Genomic DNA, 20,199 nt, shown 5'->3' on the forward strand with positions numbered 1-20,199 from the left:
AGCGGCTAGCCGTTGCGGGCACAGAACACATAAGTGCTTTTTTCACCAGTTTGTTCCCACTGCTCAAACAGAGCGTCATACACCCGCTGAGACATGGCGATGCTGCGGTAAGAGCTGCTAGTTTTGGTTTTCTCCAACTTGCCCCTTACCAGTGCCTGATGGATATGGATTTTGCGCGCCGTAAAGTCCACGTTGTCCCAGGTTAGGCCGTCTATTTCACCGGTACACAGTCCGGTGAAAAAGCGCACCGTGTAATAAGGCCGAAAATCCACCCGCACCCGGGACAAAATAAGCTGCACCTCCTCCAAGGTAAAAGGCTGCACCTCGGCCCGGGGCATTGGCAGCGCCTTAATGTTGCGCCAGGGGCTCTCATACTCAAACCGTTCGGCGGCCTCATTCACTATCATGCGCAGAGCCGTCATGATGTGGTTAATACGGGATGGTGAGAGCCGCTTGCCGGTAACGGCATCCGCCTGACAAAGCTTCATGCGCAGCGCCAGAATGTCACTTTTGGTGATGGCACCAATGGCCATTTCTCCAAACGCCGGCACCAGATGGCAGCGCAAAATGCCTTCAACGGTTTCATACTGGCTGTCGCGCCACTCCACCCGCTTTTCTTCCAGCCACTGGCCGGCAAAGCTGGCGAAGTCCATTTCACCGCCCACCGCCTTTTGGCAGATCAACACCTCCAGTTGCCGGAATTGCTCCACTTTGGGGCTGTTGGGAAAATGATGACCGTAATCAAAGGTACCGGCCCGGATCTGCTGCTCAATCAGCGCCAGCGCCTTATCGAGCTTTTTACGGTTGGCCGGCGTATCTGCCAGTTTGGTCTGCTCCCGGCAGCGCTTGCCGCGGAAACGAAAATCGAGATAAAGGCGGCCGTCACGGCCGTTCACTGCACCCATAACGTCCTCCTTACTGAATGCTCTGGATCACAGCATCGACTCTTCCACCCGTTCCCAGATGTACAGGATCTTGCGGCCGCCAAAGGGGCGAATGTAGTGCACGCCCTCGAACAACACAGAATCCTTAAGGCACTGGCGAATGGTACGCGCGTCGTACTTGATATGGGCAGACAGCTCTTCAGTTGTGAGATAGGTATTCATAACACCCTCCATTTGAATCACATGAGATTAAAATGGCTCATATAAAAGCATTGCCAATGACTTTTTTTCGTCATGCATGATGCATTTGATAGACTTATGAAAAATATGACTTATGGATGACCTATGATCAGAGTGCTGTTGATCCAGCTTTTGGATGAGAAATCGTTTCGTGAGAAGCGGCGGATCACGCTGTCCGAGGTCAGTAAGGAGACGGGTATCAGCCGAGCGACGCTTACCCGCATCGCCAACGTGCCTGGCAACGTTACCAACACCGATACCATCAATGCCTTGTGCAAGTACTTTGAGTGTCAGCCAGGTGAACTGCTGAGCTATGTGGAAGACGAGGAAACTAACGCCTAATATGTTTGGCAACACCTCAATAAACTCAATTGAAGCCCATTGGCATATTTCATACTGTTAGACTTCGCCCCCTGCCTGTGAGAAATCATCATGAAATGGACGCTCGATGAAGATATTCAACTGCTCACATTGCTACGCCAACACTTTACGTCCCTGATAAAGTACAGCCGGCTGGATGCCCGTTCACCATTCAGCCAGCAATTACATACCGCATTCAACTCACCACACCGTGATGCCGCAGCGCTTCTCTTTAGACTCAAAGAAGCCAACATACTGGCGTTCGCCAGTCGCCCGACAGGAAACGCCGATCAACAGCGTTTCAAATGTTTGCTGCAGGATGACATGGCACTTTATGACTACAGAGTGACTTTTCCCACTATCAGGAAGTCACAGAACCCAGCCACGGTGGCTGAAGTACTAAAATGCTTTGACGTTAGCAATCCGCATCAGCCGGTGTCCGACATCATTGGTGAGATCGCGGCTGTATTGAGTCTGGTTCCGATGCAGGTGGAAAAGATTCTGATTGAAAACGATCAGCTGTTCATAAACCGTTACAGACAGTTAGCACGCTGCGAAACCAGTACCTGTCGCAAACTCGGCCTCAGCGACCAGATCACAAAGCAAGCTCCCGACGCCGCGCTCATAGATGACGTTAATGCCTGCCGTGCTCGCGCTTCGGAGCTTTACCATGTGCATGAACGCGATGGAGCCGAGGTAATATTCAGCTCAGACGGTACCGGCTTCGGCAAAAGCTATGGTGTAATTCAGGGCTATGTTGAGTACCTGGAGAGATTTACCAGCACTCAGGCACTCGACCATTTACCCCTTGAGGGTGGTTTCACCAATTTGCTGTTTATGTCGCCGCAAAAGTCGCAGATAGACCTCGATAATCGCCAAAAGGAGCGGATTCTTGCTGCGGGCGGTGAGTTCATCTGCGTCGTGTCTCGCAAGGACACGGCCGAGCTGGACTTTATTGACTGGGGCTCTGGGCTGAAAAATCGCGAACGCTATACCCATTGGTACGAAGGTGCAAAAACGAGTACCTTCATCGGCAGTGAGATGCGCAGGCTCAACTATCTGATTGCACAAATTGACCGCTGTGAAGCACAAATCGAGCAACAGGCTGGGGTTGGAACACTTGACGCCATCCATGAAAAGGAGATGGCGGAAGAGCAGCTGAAAAACCATCGCCACAGTCTGCGCAGCACCATAGAGTCTGCCTGTAAGACATTGTTTGGGCCAGGCTGTGCTGCGCCGTCGGTACAGGAATACATCCGCCTTGGTATTGAGGCTCGTCGTGAGCGAGCGCAAAAAACAGTACAGATGCTGGCCATGGGAAAGACAGCACCCAAGGTGAGTGTCTACGAGGTCTATCTCGAAATCATCAAGCAGGTGCTGCCGTTTGAAGTGTGCCGGTATCTTCCCTCAGTCCTCCTGATGACCACCAACAAGTTCGACACTTCCACCTACCGTTTAGCAACGCTTAAGCGCGGTGAAGGAGTTCGTTTTGAACCGGTCAGCTTTGATCTGCTGGTTGGTGGCAAACTAAAGCCTGAAGAGCCACAGATCAGCACCATGGCCGGTAAGTCCCACGCCGAACAAGTTGACTACCTGCGTACTGAACACTTTCAGCTTAATCCGGACTGCCCGTTCCGCCGTAACAACATTCGCTTTACTGTGGTCATTGATGAGCTGCACGAAGCTTACACTCGCTTAGAAGACAGCTGCCATGTTCGCCTCGTAAAGAAAGAAAATAACCTAGCACATGTTTTCTCGGTTACAGGGCGCATTTACAACGCAGTGCTCAGCCTGGAACGCCGAGGAAAACCTCTCGAAGAGCAAACCACCTTCGAAAGAGAAAAGGTTCAGTTTATCACTGCCATTCGGGAGCTCCTTGCCAACAAGTGCGAGCTATCTTCAGGCACCACCCTTGACTCCGTACTCAAGATGTTTCGTGATCAACTGGGCGCATTTGAAGTGAATGGCAGCTCAGCTGATCGCATCATCTCACTCACCCGTAACGTATTCAGCTTTAATGCCAAAATGTACGTCAACGAGGAGGGGTTAAAGCGCATTCGCCTGCGTAACAGTGAAGGGGACATCACCCGTACCGAGCTGTATTACGAGGTAGAGGGTGATACTGGCGACACCAACCCAACCTTGCACGACCTGTTTCAGCTGGTATCCGCCATTCTGGCCGCCTGCGCGCAGATAACCAACCGACATTTCAAGCGCTGGGTTAAAAACGGCGGACAGGACAACGCCAGCAGCCAAAATACGCCACTCGGGGAGTTTGTTGATGCCGCCAATACGGTGGCTGGAGAAGTACGCCATGTCTTTGACCGTACCACCGACGAAAATCTGATCATTGACCACTTCTACACCTACCTGCAGCCAAAAACCGTCTTCACCATGACACCTGTAGCTGAGCTCAATTACGTCAATAAAGGGGCTGAACGCACAATAATCCTGGCATTTGAGATGGATCTGGTGAAAGAGTTGCCCGAGGCCATGCTGTTGCGCCTTTTGACCGGCACCAACAATAAAGTGATAGGGCTTAGCGCCACCAGCGGCTTCAGCCATACCAAAAACGGCAACTTCAGCCGCCACTTTTTGCAGCGCTACGCTCAAAATCTTGGATACCGAGTTGTCGAACGAGATCGAAATGACATCTCCATGCTCAAGGATCTGAGAGAGCTGCGGGCCCAAATCCGGACGGTTGACTTCAAGGTGTTCGATGCCGAGCAAACCATGTTGACCGATACCTATGAGCACAACCCCGCTTTTAAAGCCGTATACAACGACTTTATGACTGCGCTACAGAACCCGTTGCAGGATGCTCTGAATAATAAATATAAAAAACGCCAACATTATCGCGAACTGGAAGCGCTGTTGCTTGCCGCCTATGAGGGCAAAAATAGCCTAATCTTGTCTCTGTCAGGTGGTTTCAAGAAAGCGTTTGCTCAGGCTTACCGCCAACACCAAACAACATGGCGCCAGCAATATGGCATGAGCTCTAAATGTGACCCAAAACATGATAAACGGCATGATAAAATTCTCACCTTCACTCCTTTTAAAGGACGTCATACCATTCGCCTGATATTCTTTGACTCACCGCTGGCAAATATTGAGGACATCAAGCAAGAAACCTATATCCAGGATGAAAATAGTGTGCTGGTATTTATGAGCACCTACAACAGCGCCGGTACTGGCCTCAATTATTTCGTCCGCTACCACGACGGCAATCTCAATGACACAGAGGCCCCGCGCTTGGAGGTCGACTTCCAGCGTCTAGTACTGATCAACTCGTCATTCTACAGCGAGGTAGTGGGTAACGGTGCCCACCTCAATACCCTGCCCAACTATGTCAGTGTGCTCAAGCACCTTGCTGATGACATTGCTGATCACAAGATGGTCGAATTCAATATTAACTTTGCTCAAGGCGATAATTACCGCCTGCTGATGGCTGAGCATGACATGAGCCTGTTTAAGGTGATCATGCAGGCTATTGGCAGGATCGAGCGCCGTGACACCTGGCTGAAAACCGAGGTGTTTCTGCCCAGCGATGTGATTCATAACGTGGCGTTTCAGTTTGCTGGGCTAAGTGAAAGTGCGGGCAACGAAGTAGTGTTGGAGAGCATGTCACTACTTAACTATCGCCTTAAAGAATTCTGTGAAGCAATGAATTCGACACTCTCATTCTCCACTTTTGAGCAACGCAGTTCCTTTGAGAAAAGGATACTGAGCAACGGGCGTCGCATTGATGACGTCCACAAGCGGATTCTCAAAACCGGCTGGATTAACCGGGTGCGAGATGGCGATTTTGAATACCTGGAGCTGTGTAATCTGTTTCGGGATCCTGACTCTTTCGCCAATCCCGAGCGCTGGCTGGAGAAGCTGCAGGCCAACCCTCTGTATGCCGCCAACAAGCAGATGCAGGCCATCCATAACACACTGTTTATTTCGCGCCAGCAGGGCGAACAGCAAATTATGCTATGCCACAAGCGAGGCGCAGATGGCTTGGCCCATAAAGATTACAGCGCCTTGTCAGACTTTGCCGGCGGGGCCCGCGAATATCGTCCGCAGCTGACCATTTTTCCGCAATACAGCAAGTACGTTGATCCAACTCGGGGGAACCTGGTGGGTGAGCTCATACGTGACTGCGACAAGATCCAGAAGACGGCATTTGACAGTTTGCTCCCGCATCCCAAGCTGGTGCCATTGCTCAAAGGCAACGTTGGCGAGTACCTATTTGACAAGGTATTGGCACATTATGGAGTTCAGCCACTTAAAGACCTGGAAGTTTTTGAGCGTCTAGGCCCCTTGGTATATGAATTTTTTGACCGTTTTATCGAGGTTGAAGACGATCTGATTTGTGTAGACGTCAAACGCTGGGCCACTAAGCTGGACGATCTGGATCGGGCTGAAGAGACTATCGAAAAAAGTGGCAAAAAGATCAGCCAAATCAGGAGTATCGCTAACCAAACGGCCGACGCGAAAGGGCAGTCCCAAATACGCGAGGCCTTGTCCGGCCGCTATCAATGCATCAAATTTTTTTACCTGAACGCTGCCTACTGCCAAAACCCCAACAACCTGATGTGGGAAGAAAATAGGGATCACAGTATCCACTACCTTAACCTGCTGCAGGCTGACCACCAGTATTACCAGCCCGTAGACCGTGAGCGCAAGCGACGACAAGAAAAGTCTAGGCTAAAAATGACCATGCACATCAACCCGATGTTGCACTCTCTTCTTGGACTGTAACGCATCAATCAACAGGCGGCCGGCAGGCCGTGATGAGGACAACGATGATCCCTAACCTGCATACTTTAACCGACAGCCCAGTCGCCCGAACCAACCTTATCCGTTTGGAAGAAGCCCCACAGGCTACTATTCGTCGTCTGCTGGCTCCGGTTTCTAATGTATATGCGATTGATTTTGCAGTTCAACGATTCCCGAAGAAACATAAAGAAAATAGCCGGGATCACTACGTCCGCATCCACCGTGAAGTAAAAAACCGTTTACGCCAGCTCCTCGGCCTGGATGCCAGAGAAGACGTTAAATACGAGCTACACCGGTTAGGAAACGGGCAGCATGTTTACTTTTACCTCGCGCCTGCCGGTGTCACAAACACTCAGGCTCACTTGTCGCTCCCCACTCGCATTGAGCAATTGTGCCAGCAATTGATGGCCGAGGAGCACAGCCTCAACCGTCTTATCCAGGGGCTGTTTAGTCTGCACCTGAAGATGGTACTACTGGAACAAGCCAGTGAGCGCTTTTCCATTTCACCTGCTTACTTCAATGCGACGATGTACCTTAATGCTCGGCTAAGCAAGCCCGTTTCAGAGAAGAGTGGCGCCGGAGTAATGGAAGCGTTCGAGCTTGACGTGTTTGCATCAGATCATAGTGAGCTGGCTTTCATCCTGCATAAGCGCAAGTTTCTGGTTGAGCCGGCAGATGAGCTGTATTTAGCGCTAGATGACGATAGAGTATGGTTTAACACTGACAGTGGCCGGGTCAGCGCTCGTCGCAAGCTCGATGCTCGAGACAGCAGTCTGGACTTCTTTCGGGAGCGCAGTAGCTATGGAGAGTGCCAAGCGTATACCTACAACGTGGTCATGAATACCGTGCTCGACCGCCTTTCCGAGCTGGAGATCCCCCATACGCCGCTCCCCTTCCAAGCGACTCACGTGGTCAATCAATTTCTAACCGACCTTGACCAGACGCTGGCAAACACAGTGCTGGTAGTGAATAACGGCGTGAATTTCAGTGCCGCACAGCAAGCTTATTTCTTCGAGGAACTGTCTCGTCAACTGCCCGGCTATCAACTGTGGTCACTGGAATCGTTGGAGCAGGCAGCCCGTACACACTGTTCCGGTTTACCCACCAACACCTCTATTCTGGTACTCAATCCAGTAGAAGACGATGCCAGCAACAGTATTCGTCAGCTTAATGATTCCTCAGCCGAGTATTCAGACTTTTTTGATGCATTTGATGCCCACCGCAAGCAACCAGACTTACGGTGGGATATTTATACCCAACTTAAACTTGATCGCCTGCAGGGCTGGCTGAACCATAATCCGCTACCTGTGGCACTGCAGGGCATGAACATAGACCGAAAAATGCTGGACGCACTCGACTTTATTCAGGAGCAGAAAACCACAAATTCTGAGCAGTACGATGCCGACTTGGCCAAGCCTCGCAGCCGCTTGAAGTCTGCTGTCACTTTGGTAAATAGCAAGATTCGCCGTACCAAAACCGAGTTATGGTTCAAGGAAAGCTTACTGTCCCTGCGTTACCTACCAATGCCTAACCTAACAACTGGTCATTACACCGCTTTCTCTGTTCGAAAGAAAAAAAATGGGACATGCCTGCTTGGCCATGTCGAGCTGAAAGTGAAAAAGAGCATGCTGACGGTGACTGAAAACGGTGTTACTGAAGGTGACTTGGACTGGCTGGCCGTTGAGCATCCGGCGCTGGCCCGGCTGGACAAACTATTCAATAACGGTTTCTATCTGTACGATCATGCCACCGATGCGCTGCTCACCAGCTATAACAGCATTCGTGTGTCTCGCCTGATTGGTCCGGCCCAGTTTAATGTGGTGGACCTCTACGCATACCAGGAGCAGGAAAAAGCCCTAGCCGAGCAAGGTGGCGGAGACTTTACCGGCTACACCATCACCCGCTCAGCCAAGGCCGAGAGCAATGTGCTTCCCTATTTGATCTCGCCCGGACGTTCGATACATGACTCACTGACCAAGTCCCATAAGATGAAGCACCACCACACCTATTTGCAGCCCCACGATCATGGCCTATATGTGCTGATCAGCAAAGCTCAACCCACCAATCAGTCCATGGCAAAAACCAACCTGGTTGAGAATCTGCTGATATGGAATGAACAAGGCGAGCCACGAGATGTGTTCAGCCATCCTTTGACTGGTGTCTATCTCAATAGCTTCACCCTGGATATGCTGAAAAGTGGCGACAGCAGCAAAAGTTCAATTTTTGCCAAACTGGCACGACTGATGGTAGAGAATTAATGGTCAATATCTTTACCTGACACCTAACCTTTTAGGTTAAGTGTCAGATAAAAATAATGAGCACAGCTAAAAAAGAGCCTATATGCTTTATCCAACATATTATAGGCTCTTTGACAAAAGTCTCGATAGCATCAACTAATAGAGATAAATATTACTTTCTAGTCAATAAAACTATTGGCGAACGTATCAAACTTATCTGCTTTGACAAACTTGGCTGGATTATTAATGGCATTACCTTTTTCATCTTTTGCCAATGCTTTAAAGTGTTCAATGCCACAGTTTATCTTGGCTTGCTCCGAGGCTCTTAGATCGTCAGAAAAGATACTGGATTTAGTTTCCACCACAAAGTAAAGGTGGTCGCCCATGCCATCGTCTTTACCAATCAATACAGCCCAGTCAGGATTGTAGCTACCCAGATGAGTGTCAATCTTGAACCACGCAGGTAGCTTGGCGTAAAGCTTAACCTCAGAGGCTTGCTCCAGCTTTTCAGCAAACTCAAATTCTACATCTGAGTCACAGATGATGTAGTCGTAAACCGACTTGTTAGCAACTACCATGTCCTTTAAGTAACCAGTCAATTCAGCTTCCTGGAACAGCTCCTGTGCATAATAATCATTATCACCGATACGGTGATAACTGATTCCATCCACAATGGCCAAGCGCATCTGCTTACGGAACACTTCACTGGCCAGTTGAATAAACCGCTGTGGGTTATTCTTGAAGGCTTCCAGTTTGTCACCCAAGCCCAGCAGAATATCGATCACGGTTTTGCGGGTCAGGTTGGTGGTGGACTCCAGGTACGTCACCACATCAGGCGGCTGATAGTTGCGATGCTAAATAAGTGTGAACCTTGCTTTCCTTGACCGTAGTACCCAACTCAGCTTTGCTGATCTCAACGCTCACCTTGGTGTAATCAAACTTGGCACTACGGACATCCACAGTGGCTCGGATCTCATCAATACACTTGGCTACCAAGTCGCCCACATCGAAGCTCACTCGATACGTGGTCTTGTACTTAATGCGATCCCACAGCGCCTTGAAGTTTTCACCCAGCACGACCTGCTTGCAGTTGTCTTCACGCAGTTGTGCGGTTTTCTTCTCTTCGTGCTTTTTGATGCTGAGACCTTTCGCTACTTTACTAATGGTGGCAACAATAGCATCGGTATGTTCGGCAAGGTGTTCAGGCAAATTGACCTTGCTCTCGGCCAACGCAACTTTGAGTGACTCCTGGATCTTTCCCTTGTTGTCAATGTAGCCCTGTGCCTGCATATGCTGGTAGATCTCTTCCGAGACCTTAGCTCCCAAGAATGCTTTAACCTCATGCTCAGCAGAAACCACAATATTGGCAAACTGGTGCTTCTCAATCGTACCAAACTTGATGCCTTCCTCTTCTTCAATTTCCTTTTGCAGCTGAGTCACGAAATCCTCATAGGACTCGTTCGCCATTACCGTCAGGGTATTGACCTCGAAACCATAAGGCACTCGCTCGCCTGACTGATCTACCACCAAACGAAGGCCTCGACCAATCTCCTGACGTTTTTTCATCACGGAGTTGGTCTCGTTCAGGGTACAAATCTGGAAGACGTTGGGGTTGTCCCAGCCTTCCTTCAATGCCGAGTGGGAGGAGATAAAGCGAAGTTTACTGTCCATAGACAGCAGCCTTTCTTTATCTTTCATGATCAGGTTGTAGGCTGATTCATCGGCAGCCGTTTTTCCACCTTCACCTTTGGCTGACAGCTTTGACTCGGCAAACCGCGGATTGCCTGCTGCATCTTTCTTCTTATCCTGGGCAAAGTAGCCGTTGTGAACACTGCGTGCCAGCTCAGCCAACGCCTGTTCATTGATAACATAGCTATCAGAATCGGTCTTATCCCAAACATCTGGATACAGAATCCGGTATTTAGGCTTACGCAGTTGGGCGGTAAACTCTTCCTCAAACCACTGAGCAAACTTGCCCCGTATCGCCACGCCCTCTTTATTGTAGAGCCTGCTCTGCCTTGGCCAGGCTGATCATGTCAAAGCCACTGGTTTGAGTAAGGCCAAGCCCTTGTCCATTGAACTGAGCGCCCTGAATAGCGGTCGCATTTTGTTCCAGATGAGTAACGTGCTGGTGAACTGCGCCAGCTTGTTCAACCAAGCGCACCGCCGCTTTCTCTTCCAACCAGTTGGCGAACTCTTGGGCAATGGCTTTCTGGTTTAGCTGGTTGCGAAATTTGGTTTCCAGTTTGCCACCATTCAAGCTGCCAAAAGGTGAGTTGTTAGCATCATCGGCTACTAGGTCAAAACCTTTGGCTTGCGAGAATAGTAAACGGGCGGACTCCACCTTGCCCAGCGAGGCTTTCAGATGGTTAAAGGCATATATGGAGAAAAGTCCTGTCATCACTGACAGCTTGTCACCTTGCTCTATCGAGTCGGCCAGAATATCAGTGACTTTGGTTGTTACATTATCAATCAGCATGCTGGTATTGGTGTCTCGTTATCGTTGTGATGCATCTAAATTAGCCGCTTTTAGCCTGGCGACGGAACTACCTATCTTACTGAATTAGCTAGACAGACAACAGTTCCCGCTTGAAGAGCATTTGAACAAGGATCCCGTATTCCAGGATCTGTACGCCGACTTCAAGCTCGGCTATCCTCGAGGTCGTCTGGCAAAGGCCGGAGCCGCCCAAGCTTATCGACCTTGCGCAGCAGCTTCGGAAGTGTAACCTCTCGACGGAGAACCCAGATCAGGCCTATGTTGGTGATGTCACCTAATGTCCACTCCCCCGCCATACACTCATTTCCCCATGCCGCGTCCAGTTCAGCACGCACCCTGCTACGTTACGGTTTTTTTGCAGTATCCGCCGGTAGGTTTGCAGCTGTTCCCAATAGCCCTTGGATACAGCTTCTTTGTCGGTTTTGTGGTCCACAATCCAACAGTTTCCCTGCCTGTCTTCCACCAGCAGGTCGATTACGCCACTAATTACCTGACCTTTGCTGTTCAGGCCGGTTATAGGTACTTCGCTGCGCAGGGTTTCAATGCCGCCACACAGGGTTTCCAGGGCGGTACGGAATCCTTGCAGGTGTTGTTGCAGCTCTTGTTGCTGGCTGGGGTCTTTTATATTGCAGGGTGGCATTTCCATGGCTCGTGTCAGCAAGGCCGGCTGTAGCAGATAAACTTGATACAGCCGGTGCATCCAGGTACCGAGTTCGTTGGCCGGGCCCTGGTAACCTAAGGCGTCCAGGTCGCATGCCGGCTGGTAGCGGTGTTGTTGCACGCTGCCAGGCTGGGCGACGGTATCGACCAGGGCCTGTTGTTCTTGCTGGTATTCCTGCGCTTGTTCCAGCTGTTGCTGCTCGTGTTCTGCTTGTTCCTCGCTGGCCTGCTGTCGGGCGAAGTGCTGCTCTTGCTGAAGCTGTTGCTGTTCACCTTCGTTAAAATTGGCAGTGCCTTGCAGCGCCGGGTCTGATGCTCTGGTTTGTACTTCATCGTTTGCCGCCAGCGCGGCCGTACGGGCATGGTGTTTAGAGGGGGTTACGCTGTGTTTCAGCGGTTTAACTACTGGAGCGGCTTGTAGGCTAAGGCAGCGGTTAGTGCTGGAGGTTTGCAGAGCAAACTGCTTTACGCCGTTTTGTTCGGCTTCCATTTTTTCCCGCGAGACAATGCCCTCCGGCTTGGCCTGTAACAGCTGATGCACCACGGGCAATATGCTTTGGTACATACGGCCGGTCTTATCGTCTTTTTTTTCCTCTTCTTCCAGCACCGGAATAATCAGTTGTTCACGAGCGCGGGTAAGAGCAACGTAGTACAGGTTATTGGCGGTCAGATCGGTATCGGCTTGTCGTGCGGCCAGCATTTTTTGTTTGCTAGTTTTGTCGGTAAAGCTGGGCAGAATTTGCAGGCTGCTGTTGGCCAGCAGGTGTTCAGCGCTGCTTTCTTCTGAACTGTCGCTTGGTTGGTATTCAACGGCAATGCTGGGCAGACGGGTTTCAGGTACGTCTTCGGCCTGCAATACCATCACCACCGGCCATTCCAGCCCTTTGGAACTGTGCCAGGTGGTTAGTACCACGGCGTTGGTAGAAATCGGGTTAGCCAACGGTTGCTTGTTGACGTCGGCTTCGCTATCACTGCCCATAGCTTGCAGCCAGGCGGCAAAGGTAGCTGCGTTTTTACCCACAATGCCCATAGCGAGCAGAGCTTGCTCGTCTTGCTGTTCAAACTGGCTAGCCAGTTGTTGTAGCTTAAGCAGATTGGCTCGGTATTGTTCGTAATCTTTGAATACTTTAATTACGTCTAGCAGGTTGAGAGCCTGTGCAATGGCTTGCAACTGTACCGCCAGCGGTTGTTTGGTTACGCCTTTGCAGACGGCAGGTAAGTCAGTTTTAAGCGCGTGGCTGAAGGATTTTCCCCAAGGTGGCAGGTTGGCATTTTGCTGGTTTGCCAGTGCCGATTGCAGCAAATCTTGTAGCGCTTGTACGGGGTTCTCAGCCAGTATAGGCGAGGTTGCCAGTGCCGCCCAGGCGAACTGATCGTTACGGTTGTTCAGGGCTTGAAGGGCATCCAGCAGCAGACAGACCAATGGACATTCTAAAAAGCCTTCTTCCTGCATTTGTATGTTAATGCCCTGCTCGCGCAGTACCTTGGCAAAGGCTTTGAGTTTCGATTTATTTTTGGCCAGCACGGCAATGTCAGACGGCTGAATAGGCCGCTGTTGGCCACTGTGCTTGTCGATGACCTGAGTGGTTTGGCCGTTTTCATCCGGTTGCAGCAGCACCACAATTTCATTGGCCAGCAGTTGGTATCCTTCGCGTGTATAAACCGGTTTTGTACTTTTAGCATGAGGCTGGGCCAGCCAATCAGCACGATCAAAATGCAGAATACGCACCGGAGTAAGGCCGGATGTCACTTTAATCTGCGGGGTTAATGGGGTGTAGTCTGCGCCGTACAGAACTGTGCCAATGGCGTTAATAAACTGCATTAAGCCTTCGGTGCTGCGCCAGTTTTTATCCAGTTCCTGAACGGCCCCTTCGGTATTTTTATGCTGCTCTAACAAGCCGGCAAACAGGCGTCTGTCGGCCCCCTGAAAGCCCATAATAGCTTGTTTTAAATCGCCCACGATCAATACTGGCACATCTTGTTGGTGCAGCTTATCTAACAGGGCGTATTGCAGGGGGTTGGTGTCCTGAAATTCGTCAATAATCAGGCAATCGAACTGCCCAGCCAGTTCTTGCAGCCAGGAATCATTGTGCATAATCTGGTGCGCCAGCCCGACCATGTCGGTGTAATCCACCAGCCCTGCGCTGCGTTTGGCAGCTTGGTACTTGCCAATCGCAGCCATGGCGCTGGTAATTACATTTTGCAGATTTTCCAGGGCGTCCTGCAGTGGGCCGGGGTGACGAGGCAGTTGTTGAGCCGCAGCCATGACCGCTTCGACCAACGTAATATGATCTGAATCGCCGGGCTTGTTCCTAGTGCCGTAAACTTTTGTAGGCGCACCCAATGTTTGCAAAGTGACCCAATGCGACCAGTTTTTACCAATATCGGCCACATCAATGCCGAATAATGCTTCAACAAAAGGCTGGTTGCCTCTTCCCCACAGCTCACTCAGAACATTTTTTTCTGGCAAGTTATTGCGCCCGTTTTCAATGGCGATTTTCAGGTTAGTGTTCAGCCTTTCGGCACTGCTGGCTTCGCCATAAAGGGCTGTCAATTTTTCTTGCGCTTCTGCCAGCACACTGACTTGGGTTTGCGGATCGTCTTTGCCGATGGAGCGCAGGGTGTTAATTACCTTCAGGATTTCTTCCTGAATCGCCTGGTGTTTATCCTTGTATTCTTTACCACCTATAGTTTCGCGGTAGCCAAAGCGGTCTGCGTTATCCACTAAAGTGACCACACTGTCCAGCTGGCTGAGTATATGAGCCAGCAGGTACTGTTGTTCGCTGTCGCTGAGCTGGCGAGGCGCGGGCGATAAGCCTTGTTCAAAGGCGAAGCGTTGCAGAATATCCAACCCGAACGAGTGAATGGTGGTAATTACTGCCTGTTGCAGTTGTGTGGCTTGTTCCGTTTGCCCGGCTTGCAGCAATGCTAATTTAATGCGCTGGCGCATTTCACTGGCGGCAGCATTAGTAAAAGTTACCGCCAGAATACGGTTGGCCTGTACCTTGTTGGTTGTTACCCATTCCGCCAGTGCTTGTTGAATGCGGTAGGTTTTTCCCGCACCGGCACCGGCTTTAATCAGGGTTACGTTGGCAATGGCGTTATTCATGCGTCAGCCTCGTTATTGTTGATGTCGACCAGAGTAAAGCGTTGTACCAGGCGATTGTCTTTCAGGGTGTAGGTGGATAAACCACGCTTTTCCCAGGCTCTTTTGTCGGTGGCTTTATTCAACACAATGATGCCGTTCTGCAGTTGTTGCAGAACACTTTGCAGCCGTTCTTCGGCTTTTTCTGATTGCTCGGCCAACCCCATATCACCGGGGTTTATGGTGTTTACCAGCTCACAACGGTTGATTGCCACACCGGCCACCAGCGTCTGGTCTTTTAAGGTGTAATAGGCGCTGTGAATCATGCCGCCAGCCTGTTGCTGATGTTGGTACAACTCTCGGTACAGGCGAGTTTGTAGTTCGTAGCCTTCTGTAAGCTGCTTCAGGCGGTTTTTGTATTTGGAGTTTTTGTAATCCAGTATCAGTACGTCGCCTTTCTCATTGTTAAGTACAGCATCGGCTTTACCTTTTACCGAAATATTGCTCAGTTTTTGTATGGTACCGCTCAATTCCTGCTCGGTAGCGGTAATCTCCCAGCCTTCATGTTGCAGCCATTGTTGCAGCGCTTGCAGGGCTTTTAATACGTCATTACGCAGTTGTTGCTTTGGCAGTGCAAATTGCGGTCCATGCAAAAACGGTGCGTGTTGGCTTATGGCCTTTTCAAACCATTGCGCTGCTTTGGTTTCGTTCCATGCTTCATGCTGGTGTTGGCGATAATCTTCAAACACCTGGTGGGCAATAATGCCAGCCAATTTGGGGCTTTGGCCGGCGGCTTCCCACTGTTCCGGCTCTATGTGCAGGCGGTTGAACAACCAAGCCAGTGGCGACAGCATCATTTTTTCCAAACTGCTGGGGGATTCCGAGCGTTCACTACCATCACGGTGTTGGAACATTCCCAGCAACGAATGCCCTAGATGAAGGGTATCGCTCAGCTGCAGTTCGGCACTGCGGCTTGGCTTAATGGCGTGCCAGATGTCTGCGGCTTCCGCCAGCGGCTGTTCCAGACTTTCCGGTGTCAATTTATCGGCCGGGCAGTAGCACAGGGCCATGTCGATCAGCGTTTCGCTGGCCTCCAGCCGGTTGCCGTCGGCATCGGCCATCGAGCGCATAAACACCAAGTTGATGCTGACACTGCTCAGCAGATGGCGAAACCCTTGCTGCCAGCGCAGTTGCTCCGCACCTTGCGTGGGCAGGTGCGCCAGTGTTAAGTCATCCCATTGCTGACGATTTAGCGCGCCAGTGTAAGCCGGCAGATATTGATAGTGTCCGTTGTTAAAACCCAGCACATACAGCCGCTGTACGGTAATGGGCAGAGGTTCTCCCTCCTCCAGTACCAGTACGGAATTCAGGTAGCGGGGGCGTTCGCCGTTGAGTGCAATGCTACCCACGCTCAGATGTCGCAATAGGTTTTGCAGCTGGTCGGCAAAGGAGAGGTCTTTATACACATCCAACAGCCGCCGGGTTTGTTCCAGCAGTTGCTGCAGACGTTTTTTGCCCAGCCCGATCACACCGCGATGGTTCAGCTGTCCGCTGATGCTCTGCAGCCATTGCATAAGATCGGCGGCAGTTTCGTCCGGTTGTTGCAGTAACAGGTTGATAAAAGCCTGACGGGATTCAGGTTCTTGTTCCAGCACTTCGTAGCCTGCGTATTTTTTTGCCAGGCGGTAGCCGGTTACCGCCGACCAGGGCATCAGCGGGTTAATAAAGACGCATTGCATGGCCATGCGCACATCGGGACAGGCGCGGTGCGCCAGCAAGTTTTGTAGCAAAGCTGTTTGCCAGTCGATCTGGTTGGCCGCTGGGCGCAGGTTGCTGGCTGTAATGCCGGCGCGTTGCAGGTAATGGCCCAGCCATTGGCTGTGGTCGGTGCCGCGCGGTACTACCACGGCAATCTGATCGGTCGCCGTGCCGCTGTTGATGGCTTGCTGCACCATTACGGCGGTAGCTTCAGCTTCTTCGGCGGCATCGCGGCAGGTAAACCATTGAATGCTGTCGGCTGGGTTGGACAGCGGTTGTGTGGGCTGGCTGAACAGGGTTTGGACCAGTTCGTTAATGGCTGTTACCTGTTGGATATCGATGTTGTTCAGTGCTGCCAGTTGTTGGGTATAACGACCGGAATCGAGTTGCAGCCAGCCTTTTTCGCGCAGTTTTTCAATAACGCTACGCTGCCAGGGCTGCAGGTCTTGTTCGGTAAACGCACCCGGTTGATACAGTGGGTACAGGTACAGGGATTCCAACGCTGCATTATCGCTTTCGGCCAGCCATTGTTCGGCCATTTGTTGCTGCGTGGGGCGCTGGCCAATTGCCTGCTGCAGGCGCACTAAATCGTTGTAATAGCGCTGCTGGCGGGTAAGGATGCCACCATTCTTATTGCAGATGGGTTGCAAAGTGCTGCCCAGCGGACAATGGTTGAGCACGAATTGCAAGCTAGCGGTGATAGCTTGCAGAGTACCGCGCTCATCCGCTTTTATACTGTTGCCCCAGAATGCATCGGCCATGGCCAGCGCTTGTTCCTGTACTAAGTCCTGCCAAGGATCGTTAATGGCTTGCTCGTCGGGCGGGAGTAATACCCAGAGCTCAGCCAGAGTTTCCAGCAATACCTGAAAACTGCCGACGCGGGTGCCAACGGTATTGTGTTGAGCCAAAGCGTAACGCGCTTCGCTGGCGAATAGGGCATCGGATACTAGTATAAAATCCATGTAATTTCCTTATTGGCGCGTTGTCGCTGCACTAAGCTGTTCAATATCAAAAGTTTTACAGCCCAGATTCTGCCAGTTGTGAGGATGGCAGCTGAACAGCAAGATCTGATGCCGGTTCTGCGCATCGAACAAGATACGTTGCATCTGCTCCAGCCGAGTACGGTCGCTGTGTACCAAGCTGTCGACCAGAATAATCAGCGTTGGTTGACCAGCTTCACTCAGTAAATCGGCATAGGCCAACCGTGCGATAAGACCCATTTGTTCGCGGGTACCAAAGCTTAGGTCGACCAGGTTTCCCTGCTCACCATTGCGGCGGAAGCCGGTGGGTATGAGCTGGTCGTTCACTTCAATTTCGGCACCGGGGAACAGCAGGTTCAGGTAATGGTTCAGGTGCTTTTGCAGAGGTGCCTGTAGTTTGCGTGTAAGCTGGTCCCGCTGATCCTGCAGTTGTTGTTTCAGTAGTACCAGTGCATTGGCACGGCGCTCAAGTTGTTGTAGCCGTTGCTGCTGAAAGTCCAGTTCTTGCTGCTGTTGTCGCAACAGCTCCTCCATGCCATTGGCGCCTTCGGCCTGCAGCGCGGTGATGTCGTCATCGGTAGGTTGCAGTTGCAGGTTGTCGGCGTCGTATTGCAGAACACGCAAGCGGGCATGCTGTTCCTGCCATAGGCACAAAAGCCGCTGTTCATCGGCTAGGATAATGCTGCCGCTAATTTTCAGGCGGCATACGGAATGGTCAGGCAAGGCCTGCAGTTTTTGTTGTAGATGATCGATATCGGTTGCAACCGCCAGAGTCTGTTCCAGTAAGAACCAGCGATGACAGGCAGTTTCCAGCTGAGTAACTTGTGCGCTGGCACCGGGAGCATCGATCTCCACCAGTAATGCATAACCGGGATTGTTGTTCACAAAGCGTTCCGGCTCATGGGTGCCGCTGTACCACACATTCGACTCAATCTGTTTACAGCCGTGCCAGTCGCCCAGCGCCAGATAGTCCAGCCTCGCCTGCTCCGCACGATCGGCGGCGATGGGGTTGGCAGACTCACCGAATCGGAAATCAGAACACGCTGACGTCGCTGCCTGAGCGCAAACAGCTGGCACTGTGAATTCCAAATATTTCATCCCTGATCACAACCCACCCACGCCAGAGGAGTAATGGCGCTGTTGATTGTTCATTAGTGCCACCTTCATTTATTGTTACCTGTGCCGAGTGTATCGATGTTAGAAAACACACATACCAGCTACTGCTTATCCCCATTCTCCCCAGTCGGCATAATAATGCAAAGTAAATTGCAGCTTTCTCATATTGAAAATGGCTGTTTTATCAATTTTTGAGCGTTGGGTTACAGCAACTTACAAGACAGTATCCAGCCAAAGGCGACAGTAGGCGTCGCCTACTCAATATGTATTTTTAAAAGGTATATGGATAAAAAGAGATGTAGGAACGGCACAGGAAGCTGTGCTTATCAAAATCAGTGAGCTGTTCAATGTTATACCAATTACACTAAAGATATAGTCTAATATAATTACTAGGCTTTTATCGTTATCGGTACTTAACTATGTCCGACTCTATCAAGAATACCGACTTTGTGGCGCTGGCCAAGGCAGAAACCAATGCTCGTAAACGTATGCGACTACTCGCATTAGCGCATTTCCAAGAAGGTCATTCCCGAACTGATATCGCGCGATTTCTCAAAGTTAATCGTAATAGTGTTAATCGATGGGTAGCCAATTTTCTACTTCATGGCTTAGCGGGACTCGACAGTGTTCGCCCTTCGGGCCGTCCAACTCACCTTACAACTGAACAACTATCTCAACTGAGTGACTATATCGATCAACAAAGTCGAGATACCAGTGGTGGGCGGTTACAAGGACTTGATATTCAAGCCTATATTGAGAAAGAGTTTGGTGTGTCTTATCAGATAGCCAATATATATCGTCTGGTCCACCAGCTCGGGTTTTCTTGGATAACCAGCCGTTCACGCCATCCTAAGCGGGATGAGCTAGCACAAGATCTTTTTAAAAAAAGTTTAAACTAGAGACCATTCTTAGCATTCCCGGCCACGTTGCACTCAGCAAAGTCGATGTTTGGTTTCAAGATGAAGCTCGATTTGGGCAGCAAAATACGACCACGCGTTTATGGGCTAAACGTGGCAGTCGACCAAGGGCTGTTCAGCAGCAACAATTTGAGTATGCGTATCTTTTTGGTGCTGTGTGTCCAGCAACGGGAGCGACAGAGGCGTTACTGAGCCCCGTCGTTAATCGAGAGATGATGAAAGTACATTTAGCGCTGATATCAGCCCGTACCGAGCCCGGTCGACATGCCGTGGTCATCATGGATGGCGCGGGGTGGCACACTGCTGAGTGCGCCAATGCGTTTTCCAATCTCACTATGATTAAGTTGCCCCCTTACTCTCCCGAACTGAATCCTATCGAACAAGTATGGAGCTGGCTCCGGCAACATACACTGGCCAATCGTTGCTTTAATGATTACAACGACATTATTGATGCCTGCACATCAGCATGGCAGCACTTTATTACCGACGTAGATCGGGTGAAGTCGCTTTGTCATCGAAGCTGGATAAATCTGACTTAATAATTAATGTAATTGGTATTATTGGCAGACAAGTATGACTCGCACAGAAAATGCTCTTTGGGTAGGATTAAACATAAATACCCTTACCAAAGCAGTACCATGAGGCGTTAGCTGCTAGCACCCTAGGAATGCAGCTCTTACGCCATCTTTTTGAAGTAAAAT

General features: G+C 50.7%; 12 protein-coding genes. 4 read left to right on the forward strand and 8 right to left on the reverse strand.

Translation table 11 applies throughout. The features are described 5' to 3' along the window. Nucleotides 1-5: 5 nt before the first annotated feature. Together CBP31_RS06335 and CBP31_RS06340 are read right to left on the reverse strand one after the other, a co-directional pair. Nucleotides 6-905, reverse strand: a complete 900-nt coding sequence (locus CBP31_RS06335; protein WP_227875168.1) for a tyrosine-type recombinase/integrase — start codon at nt 903-905, stop codon at nt 6-8. A 27-nt stretch (nt 906-932) separates the two neighbouring features. Beyond that, a complete protein-coding gene (locus tag CBP31_RS06340; protein ID WP_174664623.1) occupies nt 933-1,106 on the reverse strand; it encodes a hypothetical protein in 174 nt (57 codons plus the stop codon). A 123-nt stretch (nt 1,107-1,229) separates the two neighbouring features. On the opposite strand from CBP31_RS06340, the gene CBP31_RS06345 reads away from it, so the two are divergent. From CBP31_RS06345 to CBP31_RS15635, 3 genes are all read left to right on the forward strand, one after another. Next, complete coding sequence (locus CBP31_RS06345) at nt 1,230-1,466, forward strand: helix-turn-helix domain-containing protein (protein ID WP_087035566.1); 237 nt, start codon at nt 1,230-1,232, stop codon at nt 1,464-1,466. Between the two features lie 90 nt (nt 1,467-1,556). Further along, entirely contained in the window at nt 1,557-6,230 is a 4,674-nt protein-coding gene (locus CBP31_RS06350) for a hypothetical protein (protein ID WP_227875169.1), read from the forward strand. A 44-nt stretch (nt 6,231-6,274) separates the two neighbouring features. Continuing rightward, the gene (locus CBP31_RS15635; protein ID WP_169712990.1) at nt 6,275-8,506 is read left to right on the forward strand and encodes a hypothetical protein; all 2,232 of its coding nucleotides are present in this window, start codon (nt 6,275-6,277) and stop codon (nt 8,504-8,506) included. Nucleotides 8,507-8,664: 158 nt separating this feature from the next. On the opposite strand, the gene CBP31_RS15715 is transcribed toward CBP31_RS15635, so the two are convergent. From CBP31_RS15715 to CBP31_RS06380, 6 genes are all read right to left on the reverse strand, one after another. Further along, nucleotides 8,665-9,270, reverse strand: coding sequence for a restriction endonuclease (locus CBP31_RS15715; protein ID WP_227875170.1), 606 nt, complete (start codon nt 9,268-9,270; stop codon nt 8,665-8,667). Between the two features lie 46 nt (nt 9,271-9,316). Beyond that, the gene (locus CBP31_RS15720; RefSeq protein ID WP_227875171.1) at nt 9,317-10,474 is read right to left on the reverse strand and encodes a hypothetical protein; all 1,158 of its coding nucleotides are present in this window, start codon (nt 10,472-10,474) and stop codon (nt 9,317-9,319) included. A gap of 7 nt (nt 10,475-10,481) precedes the next feature. Then, a complete protein-coding gene (locus CBP31_RS06365; protein WP_227875172.1) occupies nt 10,482-10,964 on the reverse strand; it encodes a phospholipase D-like domain-containing protein in 483 nt (160 codons plus the stop codon). Nucleotides 10,965-11,256: 292 nt separating this feature from the next. Continuing rightward, entirely contained in the window at nt 11,257-14,751 is a 3,495-nt protein-coding gene (locus CBP31_RS06370; RefSeq protein WP_087035570.1) for a UvrD-helicase domain-containing protein, read from the reverse strand. Then, nucleotides 14,748-17,447: a PD-(D/E)XK nuclease family protein gene (locus tag CBP31_RS06375; RefSeq protein WP_087035572.1), complete on the reverse strand. Its 2,700-nt coding sequence runs from the start codon at nt 17,445-17,447 to the stop codon at nt 14,748-14,750. Before CBP31_RS06375 ends, CBP31_RS06370 begins: the two co-directional genes overlap by 4 nt. 9 nt (nt 17,448-17,456) lie before the next feature. After that, nucleotides 17,457-18,563 carry a hypothetical protein gene (locus tag CBP31_RS06380; RefSeq protein ID WP_151898795.1) on the reverse strand — a complete coding sequence of 369 codons (1,107 nt, stop codon included), beginning with the start codon at nt 18,561-18,563 and terminating at the stop codon, nt 17,457-17,459. A 449-nt stretch (nt 18,564-19,012) separates the two neighbouring features. Here CBP31_RS06380 and CBP31_RS06385 point away from each other — a divergent pair. Beyond that, nucleotides 19,013-20,037 (forward strand): IS630 family transposase gene (locus CBP31_RS06385; RefSeq protein WP_407668793.1). Its coding sequence is split into 2 segments (ribosomal slippage): nt 19,013-19,462 and nt 19,465-20,037, totalling 1,023 coding nucleotides; the frame shifts between segments, so codons are not numbered across the junction. Nucleotides 20,038-20,199 lie beyond the last annotated feature (162 nt).

Origin of the sequence: Oceanisphaera profunda (assembly GCF_002157895.1) — a bacterium.
GTDB lineage: Bacteria > Pseudomonadota > Gammaproteobacteria > Enterobacterales > Aeromonadaceae > Oceanimonas > Oceanimonas profunda.